Raw genomic sequence first — 18,014 nt, forward strand, 5'->3', positions numbered from 1 at the left:
CCTGGCATTGCTATGTCCTTTCCCTTCATGTCATCCTTTGTTGCCTGTTTTTAATCACGTCAAAATTATTTCTCATCACATCAAAATCTACTTTATGCATTGCTGCAAAAACAGGGTTCAACTGCCGGGCCGTCTCGTGCCAAAAGCACTGACCTGCGCCGCGTTGATCTTTTTCGGCGGTGGCACGGGCTGGGCCACAGCCGGCATCCGCACGCCGCACCTGAACGCCGTTGCCCCGGCGCCCGATCAGCGGGTTTCGGGCCGCGTTACCAATGCCGAAAACGGCGAAAGCCTGCCCGGCGTCAGCGTGGTGATCAAAGGCACGCAAACCGGCACGCTCACCGACGTAAACGGTAATTACGCCCTCACCGTGCCCAGCGAAAACACGGTGCTGGTTTTTTCCTACATCGGCTACCTCAGCCAGGAAGTTAGAGTAGGACAGGGCGGCACGCATAACATACAGCTCGCCGTAGATGCCAAATCGCTGAACACCCTGGTGGTGGTAGGTTATGGCACGCAAAAGAAGGTGAACCTCACCGGCGCGGTAGACCAGGTAGGCCCGGAAGTGTTTCAGAACCGGCCCGTTCCCAATATGGCGCAGGGCCTCGTAGGTGTGGTGCCGAACCTGAACCTGCGCATGCTCGACGGTAAACCCACACAATCTCCTGCGTTCAACATCCGCGGTACCACCTCCATCGGGCAGGGCGGTAATGCACTGGTGCTGATCGACGGCGTGGAAGCCGATCCCCGCATGCTGAACCCCAACGATATCGAAAGTGTGTCTGTGCTGAAAGATGCTGCTTCGGCCTCCATCTACGGCGCCAGGGCCGCGTTCGGCGTAGTGCTCATCACTACCAAAACCGCCAAGGCCGGGAAAACTTCTGTTTCGTATTCCACGAACTATGCGATCAAATCCCCCACGGCAGTGCCGGACAACATCACCGATTCCTACCCCTGGGCGCAGAGTTTCAGCGACGCATGGAGCCGGTGGAACGACAACGGCAGCACGCCCACGGCCATCAACAAAACCATCGCCTTTTCCCCGGCTTATCTCGCGGAGATCAAAAGAAGATGGGAAGATCCTTCGCTGCCGAGGCTGGAAGTGAACCCCAGCACGGGCGAATACCAGTATTTCTACAGCACCGACTGGTACAACGAACTGTATAAAAAGAATTTTGGCGCGCAAGACCATAACCTGTCCGTTTCCGGCGGCAGCGAAAAAGCCACCTACCTGCTGAGCGGCAGGCTGAACAACCAGGGCGGCCTGTTCCGTTACAATACGGATAAGTTCAACATGTACAACCTGCGCGGCAAAGGCAGCATCCAGGTTACGCCATGGCTGCAGCTGGACAATAACACCGAATACGCCATTCAGAAATACCACCAACCGCTCAACGTGGGCGAAGGCAGCGGCATCTACCGCAATATCGCGGACGAAGGCCACCCGCTCGCGCCGCTGCTGAACCCGGACGGCACCCTGTCTTTTTCCGCGGCTTATACCGTGGGTGATTATTACATCGGCCGGAATGCTATCGACGAAACACAGCGTTTTCTTAAAAACAAGACTGCGGCCAAGGCGCAGTTTTTCGATAAAAAGCTGACCATACGGGCGGACCTTACGTTCCAGAGCACCGATATCTCCTCTCAGCAGAACCGCGTGCAGGTGCCCTACAGTCGCTCGAAAGACGTGATCGGTTACACCGGTACCAATACGAACGATATCCAGGAAAGAAGAAGAACGACCAATTATCTCGCGACAAACTTTTACGCGGATTATGTGACTTCTATCAACAACATTCATAACCTGCATTTCCTGGCGGGTTTCAACTACGAACAATCGCGCTACAACAACCTGACGGCGCAACGCAACGGTATCGTTTATGCCGATGCGGACGATATCAACCTGGCCCTGGGCCAGAGTATCGTTACTTCGGGCGGCAACCAGAAATGGGCTATCGCCGGGGGCTTCTACCGCATCAACTACAACTTCCGCGAACGTTACCTGCTTGAGGTGAACGGCCGTTATGACGGTTCTTCCAAATTCCCGGCAGACCAGCAGTGGGCGTTTTTCCCCTCGGTGTCCGCGGGATGGCGCCTGTCTGAAGAACCTTTCTGGACAATAAGCCCGAAAGCATTGTCTAACGTAAAACTGCGCGCTTCGTACGGTTCGCTGGGCAATGGCAACATCGCTCCTTATTCGTTTTATGAGAAGTTCAGCATCTCCCAGTCCGGCCGCATCATCAACGGCATCCGTCCGCAAGCTACACGCCAGCCGGGCGTTGTGCCCGACGGGCTTACCTGGGAAACTTCCACCACCGCCAACATCGGCCTCGATTTCAGCACGCTGAACAACCGCCTCACGTTTGTGGGCGACGTATACCGCCGCTGGACGAAAGATATGTTCACCGTCGGGCCCTCCGTTCCGGAAGTATTCGGTACAACGGTGCCGAAAGGCAACTATGCCGACCTTGAAACCACCGGCTGGGAAATTTCGCTTGACTGGTCCGACCAATTCAAGATGGCGTCGAAACCTTTCATTTACGGCATCCGTTTTACCCTCGCGGATTCAAGGGCCATCATCACCAAGTACAACAACCCGGATAAAAACCTGACGGATTATTACGAAGGCCAGCGCGTAGGCGAGATCTGGGGGTACCAGGTGGAAGGACTGTTCAGGTCTGCCGATGAAATTTCGAAATCTCCTTCGCAAGGCAATATTCCCAACACCAATACCCGCAAAAATTACCCGGGCGATCTCAAGTTCCGGAATCTCGATGGCGACGATGTGATCTACCAGGGCCTGAACCGTGTGGGCAATTCCGGCGATAAAACGATCATCGGCAATTCCGAGCCGCGTTACATTTACGGGCTGAGCCTTTCCGGCGACTGGAACAATTTCTTCGTGTCCGCATTTTTCCAGGGCGTAGCGAAACAGGATTGGTATCCTTCTTCCGAAGCGCGTTTCTGGGGACAGTATAACCGTCCCTACAATGCTTATCCGCGCTGGCAGCAGGACAACATGTTCCGCGAAGAACTGGGCAATTTCGACGCCTACCTGCCCCGCCTCGTGGGTTATGTTGCGCAAGGTAGCGGCCGTGCGCTGCAGGTGGCCAACGACCGTTTCCTGCAAAACGCGGCTTATATCAGGTTGAGGAACGTACAGCTGGGTTATACGCTCCCGCAGCGCCTCGTGTCTAAAATTCATGCGCGCGACCTGAAAGTGTATGTGTCCGCTGAAAACCTCTGGACGTGGTCGCCCATGTACAAATGGACGCGCGACACGGACGTGACCAACATCTACGGTTCCGACCGCGACCTGAGCGGAGGCACCAGCGGCGACGGGTATAATTACCCGATGCTGAAAGCGGTATCAATTGGTTTGACCCTTAACTTTTAATTTATGAGAACTCGAAAAATATTAGGTTATACGATCGTGCTGTTCGCGCTGGTGTCTGCCAACGGTTGCAGCCTGGACGAGACGCCGGTGGATACCGCCACCAACGAAGCGGTATTCGGATCGGAAAGCGGCCTGGAGTTATACGCCAATTCTTTTTACGACATGCTTCCCGGCACGGACGTAGGAGTGTTCCAGGGCGATGATAATTCAGACCTGGTGGCCCGCAACGGGGTAGACAACTATCTCGCCCCGGGCGCGCTCAGCCCCATTACCAGCTCAGGCTGGAGCTGGACGGACCTCCGGAACATTAACTATTTTATTGAGAACGCCGAAAAAAGCACGGTAGCAACGAAAGGCCATTACCTGGGTATTGCGCATTTTTTCCGCGCGCTGTTTTATTTTGAAAAAGTACAGCGTTTCGGCGATGTGCCCTGGATCGACAAACCGATCGACGTAAACGACGATGCCACGCTGTACGCCCCGCGCGATAACAGGTTCGACGTGATGGATAAAGTGCTGGCCGATCTGAACTATGCGATCGAAAACATCACTTTAACTTCCGACCCGAGCTGCACCCGCATTACGAAAAACGTCGCCCGGGCTTACAAAACACGCATTTGCCTGTTTGAAGCCTCGTTCCGCAAATACCACACGGATTACAACAAACAGGCTACCGCGGCCGCCTGGTTCGAAGAAGTGGTGAAGGAAGCCAACGAGATCAAGGGATTTTCGCTGCACGCGGGAGCGGCGCCAGACAGGGGATACCGCGAGCTGTTCATTGCAAAATCTCCGTTTACAGACGAAACGATCCTGGCCGTAGCGCTGAGCTCGAACCTCCAGGTTTTCAGCTCCGCCAACCGCCGGTTCATCAGCCCTACCTACGGCAACCGCCCCAGCCTTACGCGCCGTTTTGTGAATACCTATCTTAACCTCGACGGCACGCCTTTCACCAGCAACGCAGGTTATCAAACCACGCCGTTTGTGGATGAAGTGAAAAACCGCGATCTGCGGCTTAAACAGACCATCCGTCTCGGCGATTACCAGAGAACCGAGAACGGCCGGCCTGTAGCGGCCCCGCCAAATTTCAACCAGACCTACACCGGCTACCAGCCGATCAAATGGTGTTACGACGAGCGTTACCCTTACGACGACGAAAGCCGTAACGACAATGCGCATATCATCATGCGCTTTGCCGAAGTGCTGCTGAACAAAGCGGAAGCGCTGGCGGAACTGAACACGATGACGGCCGGAGAATGGACCGCCACCATCGGCGCACTGCGCAAAAGAGCAGGCATCACCGGCCCGACGCTTACCACGGTGCCGACGGTAGCCGATCCGTATATGGTCAATTTTTTTGCGGGCAAATTTACAAACCCCGTATTGCTGGAAGTGCTTCGTGAAAGAGGCGTGGAACTGATCTTTGAAGGCCTGCGGCCAGACGATCTGCGGCGCTGGAAACTGGGCGGGCTGTTCCAGACGGCGCCCATGAACGGCATGTATGTGCCTGCGCTGGGTGAATACGATCTGAACGCCGACGGCATCAACGACGTATATTTTTACCAGGGTACCAAGCCGCCTTCCACCACGCCGGGCATCGCATTCGTGGATGTGAGCCCTTCCACCGCGGTAGGCAGGATACAACTGTCCAACGGCACTTCCGGTGAAGTGATGTGGAATCCCGGCCCACGTCAATGGACGGATAATAAATACCTGTACCCGATCCCCGAAGCGGTAAAAACAAGGAACCCTGCACTTGGGCAGAACCCGGGCTGGTAAAGGATTTTATGCTTGAAACCTACAAATGAAAAGAGAGCTGTGATATTTCGCAGCTCTCTTTTTTTATCGTTCGCTTATCTATTCAATTTTCATCGCGCCTTTTCCATTTGTTTAACGGCGGCCCATCCTTCCGGTGTGATGCCCATGATCTCGGTGGCAACGCCCAGCGTTTGATAAGTGTCGAAAAAAGCCATCCGTGCAATGGGATGGTCCACTTCGCTGATAACCGCATAACCCTGTGCGCGCAGATCGTTGGTGACCTGCCCGAAACCGCTGACGGGCAAACGGAAAGCCATGTGCTGTGTTCCTCCCGCCGGATATCTGGCGAGATAATCATGAAACATGCTTTGACCGGAAAGCGGCTGTATGAGCTCGATGAAAGTGCCCCCGTTATACGTCTGCGTGGTGAGCCATTCTGCCGGCACAACTTTACCATAGTAGGTCATGTCCAGGTCCTGCGCGCGTACGTGCTCCGGTTCGGGAAAACCCGCGACGCCCAATGCGTTCGAAAGGAATTTTACGGCGGCGTGAATATCCGGCACCACCCAGCCGACCTGGGCCATTTCAAGCCTGGCGATGGTATTGTTGATATTGTCCATGGTATTTGTTTTTAGCGGTCAAACAAATTTAAAACGGACAGGGTTCTTTCTCAAGGTGTGTTTGCGCCAATGTGAAGGTAATTTTAGGACTTCCCGGTTGTTCATCGCGGTTGACAGCTGGATGTCATCACCGTGCTTATTTTTTCAGTTGTTTGATATTCTCCCGCGCCATCGCCTTTCCCTCCTCGTCGCTATATTTTTCGGTCAATTCATAATATTTGAGGGCGTTGGTTTTATCGCCTTTCAGTTTGTAACAATGTGCGATATTGTTCAGCACGATGCCGTCTTTCGGGTTTAGTTTTTCCGCGCGTTGCAAATATCCCAGCGCTTTGTCGTAGTTCTTTTTCAGAAGGAAGGCGGTGGAAGTGGTGGTCAGTATTTCCACATTGCCGGGGTAATGTTTCAGCGTGGCTTCGCCGATGCGGATCATATTGTCCAGCAGGTCGTCGTTCTCCGTATTGTAAAGCTGCGCGAGGTAGCTTTGGATGGAGGAGAGCAGCAGTTCTTCCGGTTGGTCCGGCGGTTTGTTTTCTGTCCATCGCCAGTTGTTTTTATTCACAACGGAACGGTCTACCGTGGCGATGATCTCTTTCGTAAAATTTTCATAATCCGCTATCTGTCCGAACACAAAACATTTACCGAACCGCATGTCCAGCCGGTCGGGGAATTTCGCGATGCCGGTATTGATGTAACCGAACGCCCTGGCCAGTTTATCAGCATCGTAATCCGCGCCGGAGGTAAGGAATGCCACCGTTTTCCCGCTATTGTCCGTAACGCGCAGGCCTTCTTCTTTCGGAGCGTTTTTTTGAAGGGAAAGCATTTCGCGTCGGCTGCCCGAAAAATAAAAATTGAAGGCGCTGGTATACAGTTCCGGATCGTTGGGAGCGGTTCTTTCCCAATTCGCCAGCAATGTTTTGAGGGCCGCGGTGTCCTTTTTTTTGAAGAGGCTTGTAAATTGCTGATAATTAGACTGCCCGTAGGAATGGGCCGACAATAACGACAAAATAACCAGTGTTGTTATCTTTTGCATAGGGATGGATTACAAATCAATATATAAAGAAAAATCAGAAGATCAAAAACGCCGTTTCGAATAAAAAAGGCCGCCCGGAGGCAGCCTCTTTTTTCACAGGAAAAAATAGAACTATAAAATCTCCAAAATATCGATCGTCTGAAACACAAGATCGGCCTGGCTGCTTTCGTACAGGATGCCGATGGTATGCTCGTCCACGCTGGTCAGGCAGGAGTAGCCACGGCTTTTTTCTTCGTCGAGCAAAACTTTTTTATCGGCGGGCCATGTTTTCCCGTCGTCAAAACTCACTTTGACCGTAAGGTTTTTACGCGCGGTTTTTGCATCGGGGTTGGAAAACAGCAGGATGTTTTTTTCCTGTCCGTTCTTCACGTAACGATGCCGCACGATACTGGCCATACAGGCGGGTTCGGGCAAAGCGCCGCGCGAGGTGGAATGTTTGCGCCAGCTTTCGCCGAGATTGTCCGTTACGGCTATCACCCTTCCGTTGGTACGGCCGGTGTCGCGGTTGTTGATGCCGGAACGCATGTTCAGCATGATGCTGCCGTCTGTCTGTTCTACCGCCATGTTTTCGGTGGTGGATTCCGGCGCGGCCCTTTTACCGGTCTTCCAGGTTTTGCCGCCGTCTTTGCTGTACGAGATCGTTGAAAAACCCCGGCCGGTTTTGTCCCTGCCCTGAACGGGAAATACAAGCGTGCCGTCGCGCAGGGTGATGCCCTGGCCGGGCGCGGGCGCCCACAGCCACCAGTCTTCCTGTTTGCCCATGCGGGTGATGTTCTCCGGTTTGCTCCAGGTAGCGCCATTGTCCGTGCTTTTTACAAGCAGGAACTGCGACGTTTCTTTTACCCCGAAGCCGGGCTGCGATCCTTTATTTCTCCACTGGTGGTTCCAAATGGCGCTGTCGGCAGTGAGCCCTTCCACCCAACGGCCCGTCGTGTCCATTACGCCATGCATCCAGAGGCCGGCGATAAAAATGGTCCCGCTGTTCCTGTCTACCAGTACATTCGCATCGCTCACGCCGTTGAATTTCTCCGGCAGGCCTCCTCAGGCGCCCATGTCCATCACGATCTGCATCGGTCGCCAGGTTTTTCCCTTATCAAAGCTCCGCGACAGGCCGATGTCTATATTTCCCTGCAGGTCCCGGCCGCTTTCCCTGCGCGCGTCGTATATGGCGAGCAGTGTGCCGTCTTTCGCGGTGGCGAGGCCGGGAATGCGATGGGTGTGCACATCGTCCTGACCATGCTGCCGCAAAGCGACACCGAAGCGGTGGCGGTAAACATCCGGTGCGATGCCGATCGTTGTATCGTTCACTTTCAGCGAAGCGGCATTGATGTCCAGCCTTGCGGAAAGGGGAACGGAAGGGGAGGGCGATACCGTTACCCAGAAATAGTTCGCGCCGCGTTGCAACGCCGCAACGCCCTGCAGCCGGACCTTTCCCGTCGCGGGGTTTTCTGTTCCGGCGAATAGTGTTTTGCCTGTTTTCAGCAGTGCGGTGTCAGCCCCGGTCGAATAAATACGAACGTTCGCAAGACTGGCCGCGTCTTTCAGCATTATTTCCACCTGCCGCAAGGTATCGCCGTCTGTGGCGGCATCAACCCTGATGCGGATCACGGGATTCACTTCTTTCCCGGTCAGCACCGGCACTTTGAATTTACGCTGCACCGCCTCCTGCGCCGTTAAAACGGCAGGCAGGAGGCAGCACAGCGCGGAGCTGATAATTACTTTCAATGATCGTTGCATTTTCACTGGTTCGTTATTTGGAATTTTATCCGCTTTGCCTTACGCTTATATTTTTTAGTAACCGATGGTCTGCACCATCTGCGAATTTTTCTGCACTTCGCTTTGCGGCAAGGGCAGCAGGTTATAGCGGTCGTACCAGATGCGCGTGCTCGTCCTGGTGCGCTCGTAATATACGTCATCGCCGAGGTTTTCTCCCGCAAATACGTTCATGCCATGAAAGTCGCCTTCCTGGCGGCCTTCCGGCTTATCGGTGATCTTCCACCGGCGGATGTCGTAAAAGCGGTGGCCTTCGTATGCCAGTTCAATGCAGCGTTCCCGCTGGATGATGGCGCGTATGGCTGCCTGGTCCGGACCGGCTGTTATTCCCGGGATACCGGCGCGTAAGCGCACGGCGTTCAGGTATTTGAGAATGTCCGCATTGCCGGGATCAGATTCATTCAGCGCTTCGGCGTAGTTGAGGTACAGTTCGGCAAGACGGATATACATCGCCGGTCTTACCACGTTGCCTGCATTGCTTTGGAGGTTGCGGCTCACGTTCGTGTTTTTCCGCACCAGGTACCCCGTTTTGGGGAACATGGTCTGGCTGCCGTTCGCATTGCCGGAATTGCCTGTCGGCCAGAACTCTACTCTCGTCTGTCCGCTCCTGGGCACAAAAGGAATGGTGGAGCCGTTGAAGGTGATGTTTACGTAGAACCGCGGCTCGCGGTTGATATACATTTTGGAAGTGCCAGACACGTAGAAGCCAGTCTTAGCGGTATTGGTATAACCGGTTTCTTCGTACCCGCTGCCGGTTTCATCGATGTTCAGGCCATTGTTCATCCGGTACTTGTCTACCATTTCCTGGGGTACAGACAGGCGGGCATTGGTTTTGGTGCCATTGGCCGCGCGGGGCGCCGCATCTTCCTCCCAAACGGAATATCCCGTGTTGGTCCTGATCCAGATGCCTTCGTCCTGCCAGCCGGTTAAAAACAGGCCGCGGAGAGATTTCACGGCTTTCTGGAACGGATCGTTGTCGCTCGCCTCGTATAATTTCCTGCCGCTGGCTTCCGCGTGATCGATGGCGGTTTTGGCCGCTTGCGCCGCTTTTGCCCATTTCGCCGGGTCTGCGGTGAGGTTCATCAGTTGCCGGCCGTCCGGGTTCCTGAATTCGGCGAAGTTGCTGTTGCCGTTGAAAAGCGGGCTGGCGTCGTACAGCAGTACCTGGCTTTGCACCGCTTCTATGATCAGTTTGGTGATGCGCCCTGTCTGTGAAAGATCGTCTTCGCCGGATGAAGGAACAACGTGTTTTTCGGGGACCAAAGCTTTGGCGGCTTCCATTTCCGAGAGGATGTATTCGATGCATTCGCTCCAGGTATTCCTTGGCTTCTGGAAATCGTCGTCTACGCCGGCTACGCGGTCGCCCACCAATACCACCGGCCCGTACAGCCTGATCAGCATCCAGTAATAATTCGCCCGCAGGAAACGCGCTTCGCCGGTGTACTGGCGGATCAGCTCTTCGCCGTTCGGCTCTTTCAGCAGGTTCGATTTGCTGTTATTGATATTGGCCATAAAAATATTCGCCAGCCTGATGGCCTGGTAATACCCCGTATAGGCGTTGATGCCGCTCTGGCTGCTCATGCTGCCCGCCGCGATAATGGAAGGCGAGGCAAGCTCCAGCTCGTCGCTCAGTTCGGCCAGGCCCCTGCCGGTCACGTTACCGTCCGCCCATACGTCGGGCAGGCGGTTGTATACGCCAGACAGCCAGTGTTCAGCTTCCAGTTTATTCTGGAAAACCATTTCGATGGTCTGCAGGTCTTTGGGGGCATTGTCGAAAAAGCCCTTCTTGCAACCTGACACCAAAAGCGCTGCAAGGATCAGTGATGTTGTATAGTAGTTGATATAACGTTTCATCTGTTAATATTTGTTTTTTTTTACGGGCCAGATGGGACCTCGCATTAACATGTCCCTGTGTGATAAACATATCATGCTCGGTTTCATGTTTGCTTGCTTGTGCGGTTAAAAAGCGGCCCTTACACCGAAATTGTAGGCCTTGATGTTGGGATAGGATTCGCCGCGGGTATAGTTGTTTGAACTGGTGCCGGTATCGTTCAGCTCAGGGTCCCAGTGTTTCCATTTGGAAATGGTGAACAGGTTGGTACCGTTCACGAATACACGGAGATTTTTGACGCCGTAACGCCTTGTCAGCGACTGGCTCAGCGTATACCCGATCTCGGCGCTTTTCAGCCTCACGAAATCAGAGGGCTTAAGCCACCAGGTGCTGTTCAGGTAGTTGGAATTGGGGTCCTGGTTGGTGTTCAGGCGGGGATAGAATGCATTGGGATTGGGATTTTCTTCCGTCCACCTGTCTTCCACCATGCTCATCAACCCGGCACTGATGGGACCGGAGTTGAAAGGCCTGGTGCCGTCGCCCATGCCGTAGTTCAGGTACACTTTTCCCGTTCCCTGTATAAATGCGCCGATATCGAACCCTTTATAACCAAAGGAAAGGTTTACGCCGTACATCATTTTCGGCGTGCCGGACACGTCTATGCGGGCAATGTCGTTCGCATCGATAACGCCGTCCTGGTTAAGGTCTTTGTATTTGATATCGCCTACGCGGACGTCGCCGGACTGGATGGCGTGTTTGTCGATCTCATCCTGGCTTTGGAACAGGCCTTCCGCGATGTAGAGCGTTTTTGCGTCCACTTCTTTTCCTTTCCATTCCATCCAGGGATAACGCTGCGGGGGCAGGCCGTCTTCCAGGTTGGTGTTCCTGTTGTAGGTAAAGGTACCAGTGATGTTCACCCATTTTTTGTCGGAGAAATCTTTGCGGTAGGTCGCGGTTACGTCTATGCCCTTGTTCCGCACGATGCCGATGTTGCGCGTGGGGTTTACGCCGCCGAAACCTGAAATGCCGGGAATGGTCTGGTCTGCCCGCAGAATGCCTTTACGCATTTCGCGGAACAGTTCCGTTACCAGTTTCAGGTTGTTGTTCAGGAAGTTCATTTCGATGCCAAGGTTGTGGCGGTAAGACGTTTCCCAGGTAGGGTCCGTGGCGATCCGCGATTCAGCATACCCGCTGTAGGAGGGCGAAAGGGACGAGGGTATACCGAACTGGTAACCCGTAGCCGCCGTTTTGGAGAGCTGCGTCAGGTAAAGAAAACGCGTGCTGAAGGCGCCGTTGCCGGTAAGACCGTAACTATAGCGCAGTTTAAAATACGGCATGAAATCTTTCAGCGGCGCGTAGAATTTTTCGTTGGACACAACATATCCCACACCGGCAGACGGGAAGAACCCGAAGCGGTTACGCGGGCTGAAGTTCTCGGAACCGGTGTAACCGAAGTTGCCTTCCACGTAATACCGGTTATTGTAGCCATAAGTAAGCCTGCCGGTATAACCACGGTTGCGGAACGGTACGGCGGATGTGAAATTGGTGGCATTGCCATCCACATATTCAGACTGGTTAACGAGAAACAGGCCGCCCACTTCGTGTTTGCCGAAAGTGCGCCCGTAGTTCAGCGAAGCTTCTGAATACATGCGCCTGGTGGAGCCTCTTTCCGAGTAAAAGCCCAGGGTGCCGGGAGCGTTGTAGGTGGTCTCTGTGATCAGGTTTCCGTCGGCGTCCCTGCCTGTTGCATATTCAGCGGGAGTATTCTTGGTGGTGGCAACGGTACCGTCCGTATAAATATCAAATGAAAACAGGCCGGAAACAGACAGGCCTTTGGTGATTGCATCCAGCTCCTGCTTCAGGCGCAGGCTCGGGCGGATGGTGGCTGTATAATCATTGGCTGCGCCAACGGCAAAAGCGATCCTGCTCGGGCTGCTGAAACCACCGGGATACATGGAGTAGGCACCGTTGGAATACCTGCCGGGCATAATATGCGGCGGCACACGCAATACCTGCAAAAACAGGTTATTGTTCGAGTTGGTGTTGTCTCCGCCCCAGGAGCCATTCCTCCTGCTTATAATGGAAGATATGCTCAGGTCTACCTTGGTGGTATTGGTCACATTCACTCCTATGTTAGCGGTAAAATTATAACGCCTGTAATAAGATTTGGAATCATAACCCGTTTCTTCCGGGTCGTTTTTAACCAGGCCGGTTTCCCCGTAGTAGCCGGCGGAAATGTAATAGGTGGCTTTGTCTGACCCGCCGCTGATATTGATATTGGCGCGTTGCGTCATCCCGGCTTTGCGGAAGATCTCGTCGTACCAGTTCACGTTGGGGTACAGGTCTTTATCAGCGCCTGTCCGGTGCAGGTTGATACGCTCTTCTGAGTACAGGGCGGGCCTGCCCCTGGTGGTGAGCGCTTCATTGTAGAGCGTCATCCAGGTAGGTGCGTCCAATTGTTCGGGCACCTGTACGAATTGGGTAACGCCCTGGTTCAGTTCCACTTTCACCGCGGGTTTTCCGGCCACGCCCTTTTTGGTCGTGATGATGATAACGCCGTTGGCGCCCCTCGTACCATATACGGCGGTGGATACTGCATCTTTTAATACGGTGAACGTCTGGATGTCTTCAGGGTCTACATCATTGAGTGAACGGTCCGGCACACCGTCGATGATGATCAGCGGCGTGCGCACGCTGGTGCCGAAGGTGGATACGCCTCTTACGAGGAAACCCGAATTGTCCTGGCCCGGGCCGCCGCCCCTTGAAGTGGTGATCATACCCGCAATGCGGCCGCCGAGCGTGCTGGCGATGTCTCTCACGGGAAGTTTGATGTCTTCCGCGTTTAAGGTGGATTGCGCGCCGATCACGCTGATCTTTTTCTGCTGGCCGTAACCGATCACGCTTACCTCGTTGAGGCCGCCGGCGGCGGCTTCGAGCTTCACGTTGAGGTCTACGCGGTTTTTCACGGGCAGCCGCATCGGTTTATAACCGATGTAGGTAAAATCCAGCGAATCTTCCGGGCTCACGGAGATCGTATACCTGCCGTTCGGATCTGAAACAACGCCAAGCTGGGTGCCTGTTACGCGGATACTCACGCCGGGTATGGGCGCATCCAGTTCATCGGTGACCTTGCCGGAAACCTTTAGTATCCTGGCCTGACCGTAAACGTCAGGCGAAATCAGCATGGTCAAAATGACGAGGGAGAACACACCAGGCAGCACATGCCTGGCACGGGAAAGTAAATGTCTGATCATAACTGGAAGTAATTGATATTGGGATGTAATAGTACTTATGTAGTACATATCAAATATGCGGTGGTTTTTTTAGTAATCCAAATTCTTTTTTAACATGGTACATTATTATCATTAAAGCGGTATTAAAGGTATTTTGACGGACAATATCTGCAAATTGTTTTTGGGTAATGGACGATTATATTATGTAGTACATATGATGTACTTCTGACGCTTATAACAAAAAAAGAAGAAGGCCGTCTCTATTTTGAGACGACCTTCTTTTAAATCAATATTAAAGCTGGAAATCTATTTTTCGGCCTTCCATTTCTCGCGCCTCGCCAGTTCCGCTTCGGAAGGCGCTCCCGTCACGAAGCTACCGGGCACCAGTTTGCCGGCGGGTTCATAAGTGGCAACAACCACCCCGCTCGGAGAAATTTTAGAGCTGGTAAGTTTAAACGTAACCGGTTGGGTACCGTTGCCGAATAAACGTTTTCCTTTCCCGATCGTGATGGGATAGGTCAATAAATTGATGCTGTCGATCAGGTTGGCCTCCAGCAAGGTTTGAACGAGCACGCCACTTCCCCATACCATTAATGGGTCGCCGTCCTGCTGTTTCAGTTTTTTTAATTCCGCCACGATATTGCCCTGTACTTGCGTGGAGTTTTCCCAGGGCAGGTCCAGCGGATGATTGCAAACCACATACTTTTTGGCCCGGGTGAATTTATCACCGATCGGGTTGTCGGTATTATACGGCCAGTACGCCGAAAAAATTTCGTAAGTCCGGCGCCCCAGCAACAGGTCGAACGGCTGGGCCATGATTTCGGTCATTACCTTTCCCAAAAGATCGTCCCCATAGTTCGCCTGCCATCCGCCCCATTCGAACCCGCCGGTCGTATCTTCCTGCGGCCCGCCGGGCGCCTGCATTACGCCGTCGAGCGATACAAAGACTGTTAAAATAATTTTCCTCATAATCTTATTTTTAACTGTTCAGGATTAAGTTTCTGTTTATACAAACCTACGCCGACGGGCGCAATAGGAAAGGGTGCGGATACGACAATGTTGGGGTCATTTCCGTCGCGGGGCGACCGCTTCCCGGTTCTACAACAATGCCGGTCTTCCGTTCCGGCCCGCGTATAATTAAAGTATAAACCTGTACCTTCCCGTTATGAAAAAAAGCGCCGGCATATTGCTTTACCGTATGGTGGAAAATTCCCCCCAGGTGCTGCTGGTGCATCCCGGCGGCCCGTTCTGGAAAAAGAAGGACCTCGGCGCATGGTCTATTCCCAAAGGCGAGTTCACCGATGAGGAAGACCCGCTGGAAGCCGCCCTGCGTGAATTGCGGGAAGAAACCGGCATCCCCGTGAAAAAAGGCGCGTGTCTGCCGCTTGCGCCTGTCAGGCAGAAAAGCGGGAAACTCGTGATGGCCTGGGCTATGCAAGGCGACCTGGACGTAAACAAGATCAGCAGTAATACTTTCGAACTGGAATGGCCGTCACGTTCCGGCAAAAAACAAATGGTGCCCGAAATAGACGAGGCCCGCTGGTTTTCCATCCCCGAAGCCCGGGAAAAGATCAACCCCGCACAGGCCGCGCTGCTGGATGAACTGGAAGGAAAATTGTAGAGGAAAAAATATAACGGTAACGGATACACGTTTATCCATATTATTTCCCGGCATTAAGATCGTAACCTATCATGACATACCATATAATTACCAACATTCCAGCACGAAAGTTGCGGCATTCGGATTATAAAAACGATCATCATGGCAACAGCTTTGGAAACCGTACAGGCGTACCTGGAAGCCCTGAACGAAGAAAATTTTTCGGCGGCGAGGAATTATGTGACCGATGGGCTAGTATTTGAAGGCGTAATGGGCGCGCGGTATGGCGCGGAGGCTGGTGTTTGACCCGACGCCGGTGCTTTGAGGGAAGATGCGGACAACCGCTGCCGCGCCGTTTTGGGCGTGGCGTTCGTCCACAGCTTGAAAGCGCGGCGGAACGCCGGCAGGTCGTTATACCCCAAAATGCCCGCTACTTCGGTGATGGAGACGGCAGGATTTTTCATCAGGTGAAGCGCCAGTTCTTTTTTTACTTCATTGGCTACTTCGCGGAAGCTGGTCTGCTCGTCGGAGAGCTTGCGTTGAAGGGTGCGCACGGTAATGTTCAGGCCCAGCGCCGCGTCTTCGATGGTAGGCAGCTGGCCTTTGAACTGCATCAGCAAAAGATGTTTCAGGCTGTCGCGGCAGCTGGCCTGCAATTGAAGGGACTTTTTCTGACCGAGTATTTCATTGAACAGCTGGTAAAGCGACTTGTCTGACGTAAGCACCGGCGTGCCCATGTCCTGCCGGGAAAATACCGCGCGATGCAGCGGCGCGTTGAAAAGCACCGGGCAATGCAGCACATGCGTATAGGCGGATACGGCCGTTTTGGAAAACTCCACTTCCGCGCCGAGCGGCCGGATTTGTTTACCTGTAAGCACCTGCATATGATGCACCATGCTGGCCAGTGTAAGATCGATGGCGATGCGGGCGTTGCGGGGATAGGTATTTTTCCAGGCGGCGTTCTGATAAAGCTCCACAATGGCCTTTTCGCCTTCTTCCCGGTACACGAACGTGATCATCGGGCATACCATGAAACCATACCGGCAATATACTTCCAGCGCTTCACGCAGGTTGCGGCTCGCCTGCATCATAAAACCCACCATGCCGGTCATCGATATGCTGATCTCCGAACCGATGGCCAGGCCGATCTGTTCGTTACCGGTGAGGTCCGCCAGCAGGTCGTACAGCGATGCGGCTTTCTGCCATTCCACTTTCTGTTCGGAATCGCTGATCTCCTCCTGCGTGAAGCCCGCCTTTTCCCGCAGGGCGTCGTACGCTTCCCCGTAAGTGGCGGCGGTATGCAATATTTCCCGGATAACGGTGGCCTGTAAACCCATGGCGTAAAATGACCTGTTTCAGGTACAAATTACACTTTTCTGACCTGTTTTACCGGGCTTTCTTTGCATAAAAAAATCATGCAAGCCACGATGCTGAACAACCCCAAAAACGTCCTGCCCGCCCTTAACGGGCAGCGCAAAAAGATCCTGTTTGCCAATATCCCGGCAGACGGGCATTTTAACCCCCTCACCGGCCTGGCCGTGCGTCTCCGCAACGAAGGCCACGACGTACGGTGGTACACCGGCCCCACCTATGCCCCCAAAATCGAAAAGCTGGGCATCCCTTATTATTTGTTCAACAAAGCGAAGGAAGTAACGGTACACAATATCGACGAGGTATTTCCCGAACGTCGGAAGATCAAAAATCACGTCAAAAAGGTCATCTTCGACATCTGCACGTATTTTATCGAAAGGGGCGGCGAGTTTTTTGAAGATATCCGCGACATTAATGAAAGTTTTGATTTCGATGTGCTGGTGGCGGACAATACCTTTACCGGCATCAGTTTCGTAAAGGAGAAGCTGCAAAAACATACCGTTGCGATCGGGATATTGCCGCTCGGTGAATCTTCCCGCGAACTGCCGCCGCCGATCATGGGACTTACGCCGGCCACAACCCTTGCCGGCAAAGCGTTTCATGCCATGCTGCGCGCGCTGGTGAACAAAGTGCTGCTAAAAAAACCGCACCGGCTCATGCGTGAATGTCATCACCGGTACGGCATTTCACTGGGCGATAAAAACCTTTTCGATACGCAGATCGAAAAATCCACCCTGTACCTGCAAAGCGGCTCACCGGGGTTCGAGTACCCGCGCAAAGGCATGAGCCCGCATATCCGGTTCATCGGCCCGCTGCTGCCGGTGTCCGCGGAAGACGATTACCATATCAGTTTTGCGGACAAACTGCTGCGGTTTAAAAAAGTGATCCTGGTCACGCAGGGCACCTTCGAGCCGGACGTGAACAAACTGATCGTGCCCACGCTGGAGGCTTTTAAAAATACGGACTGCCTGGTGGTGGCGACTACCGCGGGATGGCATACTGCCAGCCTGCGCGAACGGTACGGCAGCTTCGACAATGTGGTGATCGAAGATTTTATTCCTTTCAACCGCATCATGCCTTTTGCGCATGTATTTGTGTCTACCGGCGGGTTTGGCGGAGTGATGATGAGCATCTGCAACAGGCTGCCCGTGGTGGCGGCGGGCATTCATGAAGGGAAGAACGAGATCTGCGCGCGCATCGGGCATTTCAGGCTGGGCATTAATCTCCGTACGGAAAAACCGTCTCCCCGGCGCATCCGCAAAGCGGTGGCGCAGATCCTGAGCAATGGATCTTACCGGAAAAATGTGGAAACGCTGGCGGAGGAATTTTCGCGGTACGACCCGCTTGCGCTTTGCGCCGAACATATCGGTCGTTTGCCGGCGTTGAAAGCGGTGCGTTAGAGGG

The 18,014-nt window shown here is 53.7% G+C and carries 12 protein-coding genes; 4 read left to right on the forward strand and 8 right to left on the reverse strand.

Going from position 1 to position 18,014, the window contains the following annotated elements:
- The first annotated feature begins 94 nt into the window (after positions 1–94).
- The gene (locus J7I43_RS05260) at positions 95–3,397 is read left to right on the forward strand and encodes a SusC/RagA family TonB-linked outer membrane protein (RefSeq protein WP_209143966.1); all 3,303 of its coding nucleotides are present in this window, start codon (positions 95–97) and stop codon (positions 3,395–3,397) included.
- A 3-nt stretch (positions 3,398–3,400) separates the two neighbouring features.
- Positions 3,401–5,173 carry a RagB/SusD family nutrient uptake outer membrane protein gene (locus J7I43_RS05265; protein WP_209143968.1) on the forward strand — a complete coding sequence of 591 codons (1,773 nt, stop codon included), beginning with the start codon at positions 3,401–3,403 and terminating at the stop codon, positions 5,171–5,173.
- Between the two features lie 89 nt (positions 5,174–5,262).
- Here J7I43_RS05265 and J7I43_RS05270 read toward each other — a convergent pair whose 3' ends face one another.
- The 7 genes from J7I43_RS05270 to J7I43_RS05300 form a co-directional block, all read right to left on the reverse strand.
- Positions 5,263–5,772 (reverse strand): VOC family protein, encoded by a 510-nt coding sequence (locus tag J7I43_RS05270; RefSeq protein ID WP_209143970.1) that lies wholly within the window; start codon positions 5,770–5,772, stop codon positions 5,263–5,265.
- 136 nt (positions 5,773–5,908) lie between these two features.
- Positions 5,909–6,802: a tetratricopeptide repeat protein gene (locus J7I43_RS05275; protein WP_209143972.1), complete on the reverse strand. Its 894-nt coding sequence runs from the start codon at positions 6,800–6,802 to the stop codon at positions 5,909–5,911.
- Between the two features lie 111 nt (positions 6,803–6,913).
- Positions 6,914–7,816: a sialidase family protein gene (locus J7I43_RS05280; RefSeq protein ID WP_209143974.1), complete on the reverse strand. Its 903-nt coding sequence runs from the start codon at positions 7,814–7,816 to the stop codon at positions 6,914–6,916.
- 27 nt (positions 7,817–7,843) lie between these two features.
- Positions 7,844–8,539 carry a sialidase family protein gene (locus tag J7I43_RS05285; RefSeq protein ID WP_209143976.1) on the reverse strand — a complete coding sequence of 232 codons (696 nt, stop codon included), beginning with the start codon at positions 8,537–8,539 and terminating at the stop codon, positions 7,844–7,846.
- A 54-nt stretch (positions 8,540–8,593) separates the two neighbouring features.
- Positions 8,594–10,429, reverse strand: a complete 1,836-nt coding sequence (locus tag J7I43_RS05290) for a RagB/SusD family nutrient uptake outer membrane protein (RefSeq protein ID WP_209143978.1) — start codon at positions 10,427–10,429, stop codon at positions 8,594–8,596.
- 105 nt (positions 10,430–10,534) lie between these two features.
- Positions 10,535–13,660: a SusC/RagA family TonB-linked outer membrane protein gene (locus J7I43_RS05295; RefSeq protein WP_209143980.1), complete on the reverse strand. Its 3,126-nt coding sequence runs from the start codon at positions 13,658–13,660 to the stop codon at positions 10,535–10,537.
- Between the two features lie 285 nt (positions 13,661–13,945).
- Positions 13,946–14,608 (reverse strand): dihydrofolate reductase family protein, encoded by a 663-nt coding sequence (locus J7I43_RS05300; RefSeq protein ID WP_209143982.1) that lies wholly within the window; start codon positions 14,606–14,608, stop codon positions 13,946–13,948.
- A 196-nt stretch (positions 14,609–14,804) separates the two neighbouring features.
- Here J7I43_RS05300 and J7I43_RS05305 point away from each other — a divergent pair, with 196 nt between their 5' ends.
- Positions 14,805–15,260: an NUDIX domain-containing protein gene (locus J7I43_RS05305; protein WP_209143984.1), complete on the forward strand. Its 456-nt coding sequence runs from the start codon at positions 14,805–14,807 to the stop codon at positions 15,258–15,260.
- Between the two features lie 215 nt (positions 15,261–15,475).
- Here the strand turns inward: J7I43_RS05305 and J7I43_RS05310 are convergent, their stop codons facing one another.
- Entirely contained in the window at positions 15,476–16,576 is a 1,101-nt protein-coding gene (locus J7I43_RS05310) for an AraC family transcriptional regulator (RefSeq protein ID WP_209143986.1), read from the reverse strand.
- Positions 16,577–16,654: 78 nt separating this feature from the next.
- Between J7I43_RS05310 and J7I43_RS05315 the strand changes: the two genes are divergently transcribed.
- The gene (locus J7I43_RS05315) at positions 16,655–18,010 is read left to right on the forward strand and encodes a glycosyltransferase (RefSeq protein WP_209143988.1); all 1,356 of its coding nucleotides are present in this window, start codon (positions 16,655–16,657) and stop codon (positions 18,008–18,010) included.
- Positions 18,011–18,014 lie beyond the last annotated feature (4 nt).

This window comes from Chitinophaga chungangae (assembly GCF_017742215.1).
Classification (GTDB): Bacteria; Bacteroidota; Bacteroidia; order Chitinophagales; family Chitinophagaceae; genus Chitinophaga; species Chitinophaga chungangae.

What these genes read in the sequence shown, in the direction of transcription:
- J7I43_RS05260 (WP_209143966.1), top strand. Translation starts at nt 95, where the DNA reads ATGCATTGCTGCAAAAACAGGGTTCAACTGCCGGGCCGTCTCGTGCCA.
- J7I43_RS05265 (WP_209143968.1), top strand. Translation starts at nt 3,401, where the DNA reads ATGAGAACTCGAAAAATATTAGGTTATACGATCGTGCTGTTCGCGCTG.
- J7I43_RS05270 (WP_209143970.1), bottom strand. Translation starts at nt 5,772, where the DNA reads ATGGACAATATCAACAATACCATCGCCAGGCTTGAAATGGCCCAGGTC.
- J7I43_RS05275 (WP_209143972.1), bottom strand. Translation starts at nt 6,802, where the DNA reads ATGCAAAAGATAACAACACTGGTTATTTTGTCGTTATTGTCGGCCCAT.
- J7I43_RS05285 (WP_209143976.1), bottom strand. Translation starts at nt 8,539, where the DNA reads ATGCAACGATCATTGAAAGTAATTATCAGCTCCGCGCTGTGCTGCCTC.
- J7I43_RS05290 (WP_209143978.1), bottom strand. Translation starts at nt 10,429, where the DNA reads ATGAAACGTTATATCAACTACTATACAACATCACTGATCCTTGCAGCG.
- J7I43_RS05295 (WP_209143980.1), bottom strand. Translation starts at nt 13,660, where the DNA reads ATGATCAGACATTTACTTTCCCGTGCCAGGCATGTGCTGCCTGGTGTG.
- J7I43_RS05300 (WP_209143982.1), bottom strand. Translation starts at nt 14,608, where the DNA reads ATGAGGAAAATTATTTTAACAGTCTTTGTATCGCTCGACGGCGTAATG.
- J7I43_RS05305 (WP_209143984.1), top strand. Translation starts at nt 14,805, where the DNA reads ATGAAAAAAAGCGCCGGCATATTGCTTTACCGTATGGTGGAAAATTCC.
- J7I43_RS05310 (WP_209143986.1), bottom strand. Translation starts at nt 16,576, where the DNA reads ATGGGTTTACAGGCCACCGTTATCCGGGAAATATTGCATACCGCCGCC.
- J7I43_RS05315 (WP_209143988.1), top strand. Translation starts at nt 16,655, where the DNA reads ATGCAAGCCACGATGCTGAACAACCCCAAAAACGTCCTGCCCGCCCTT.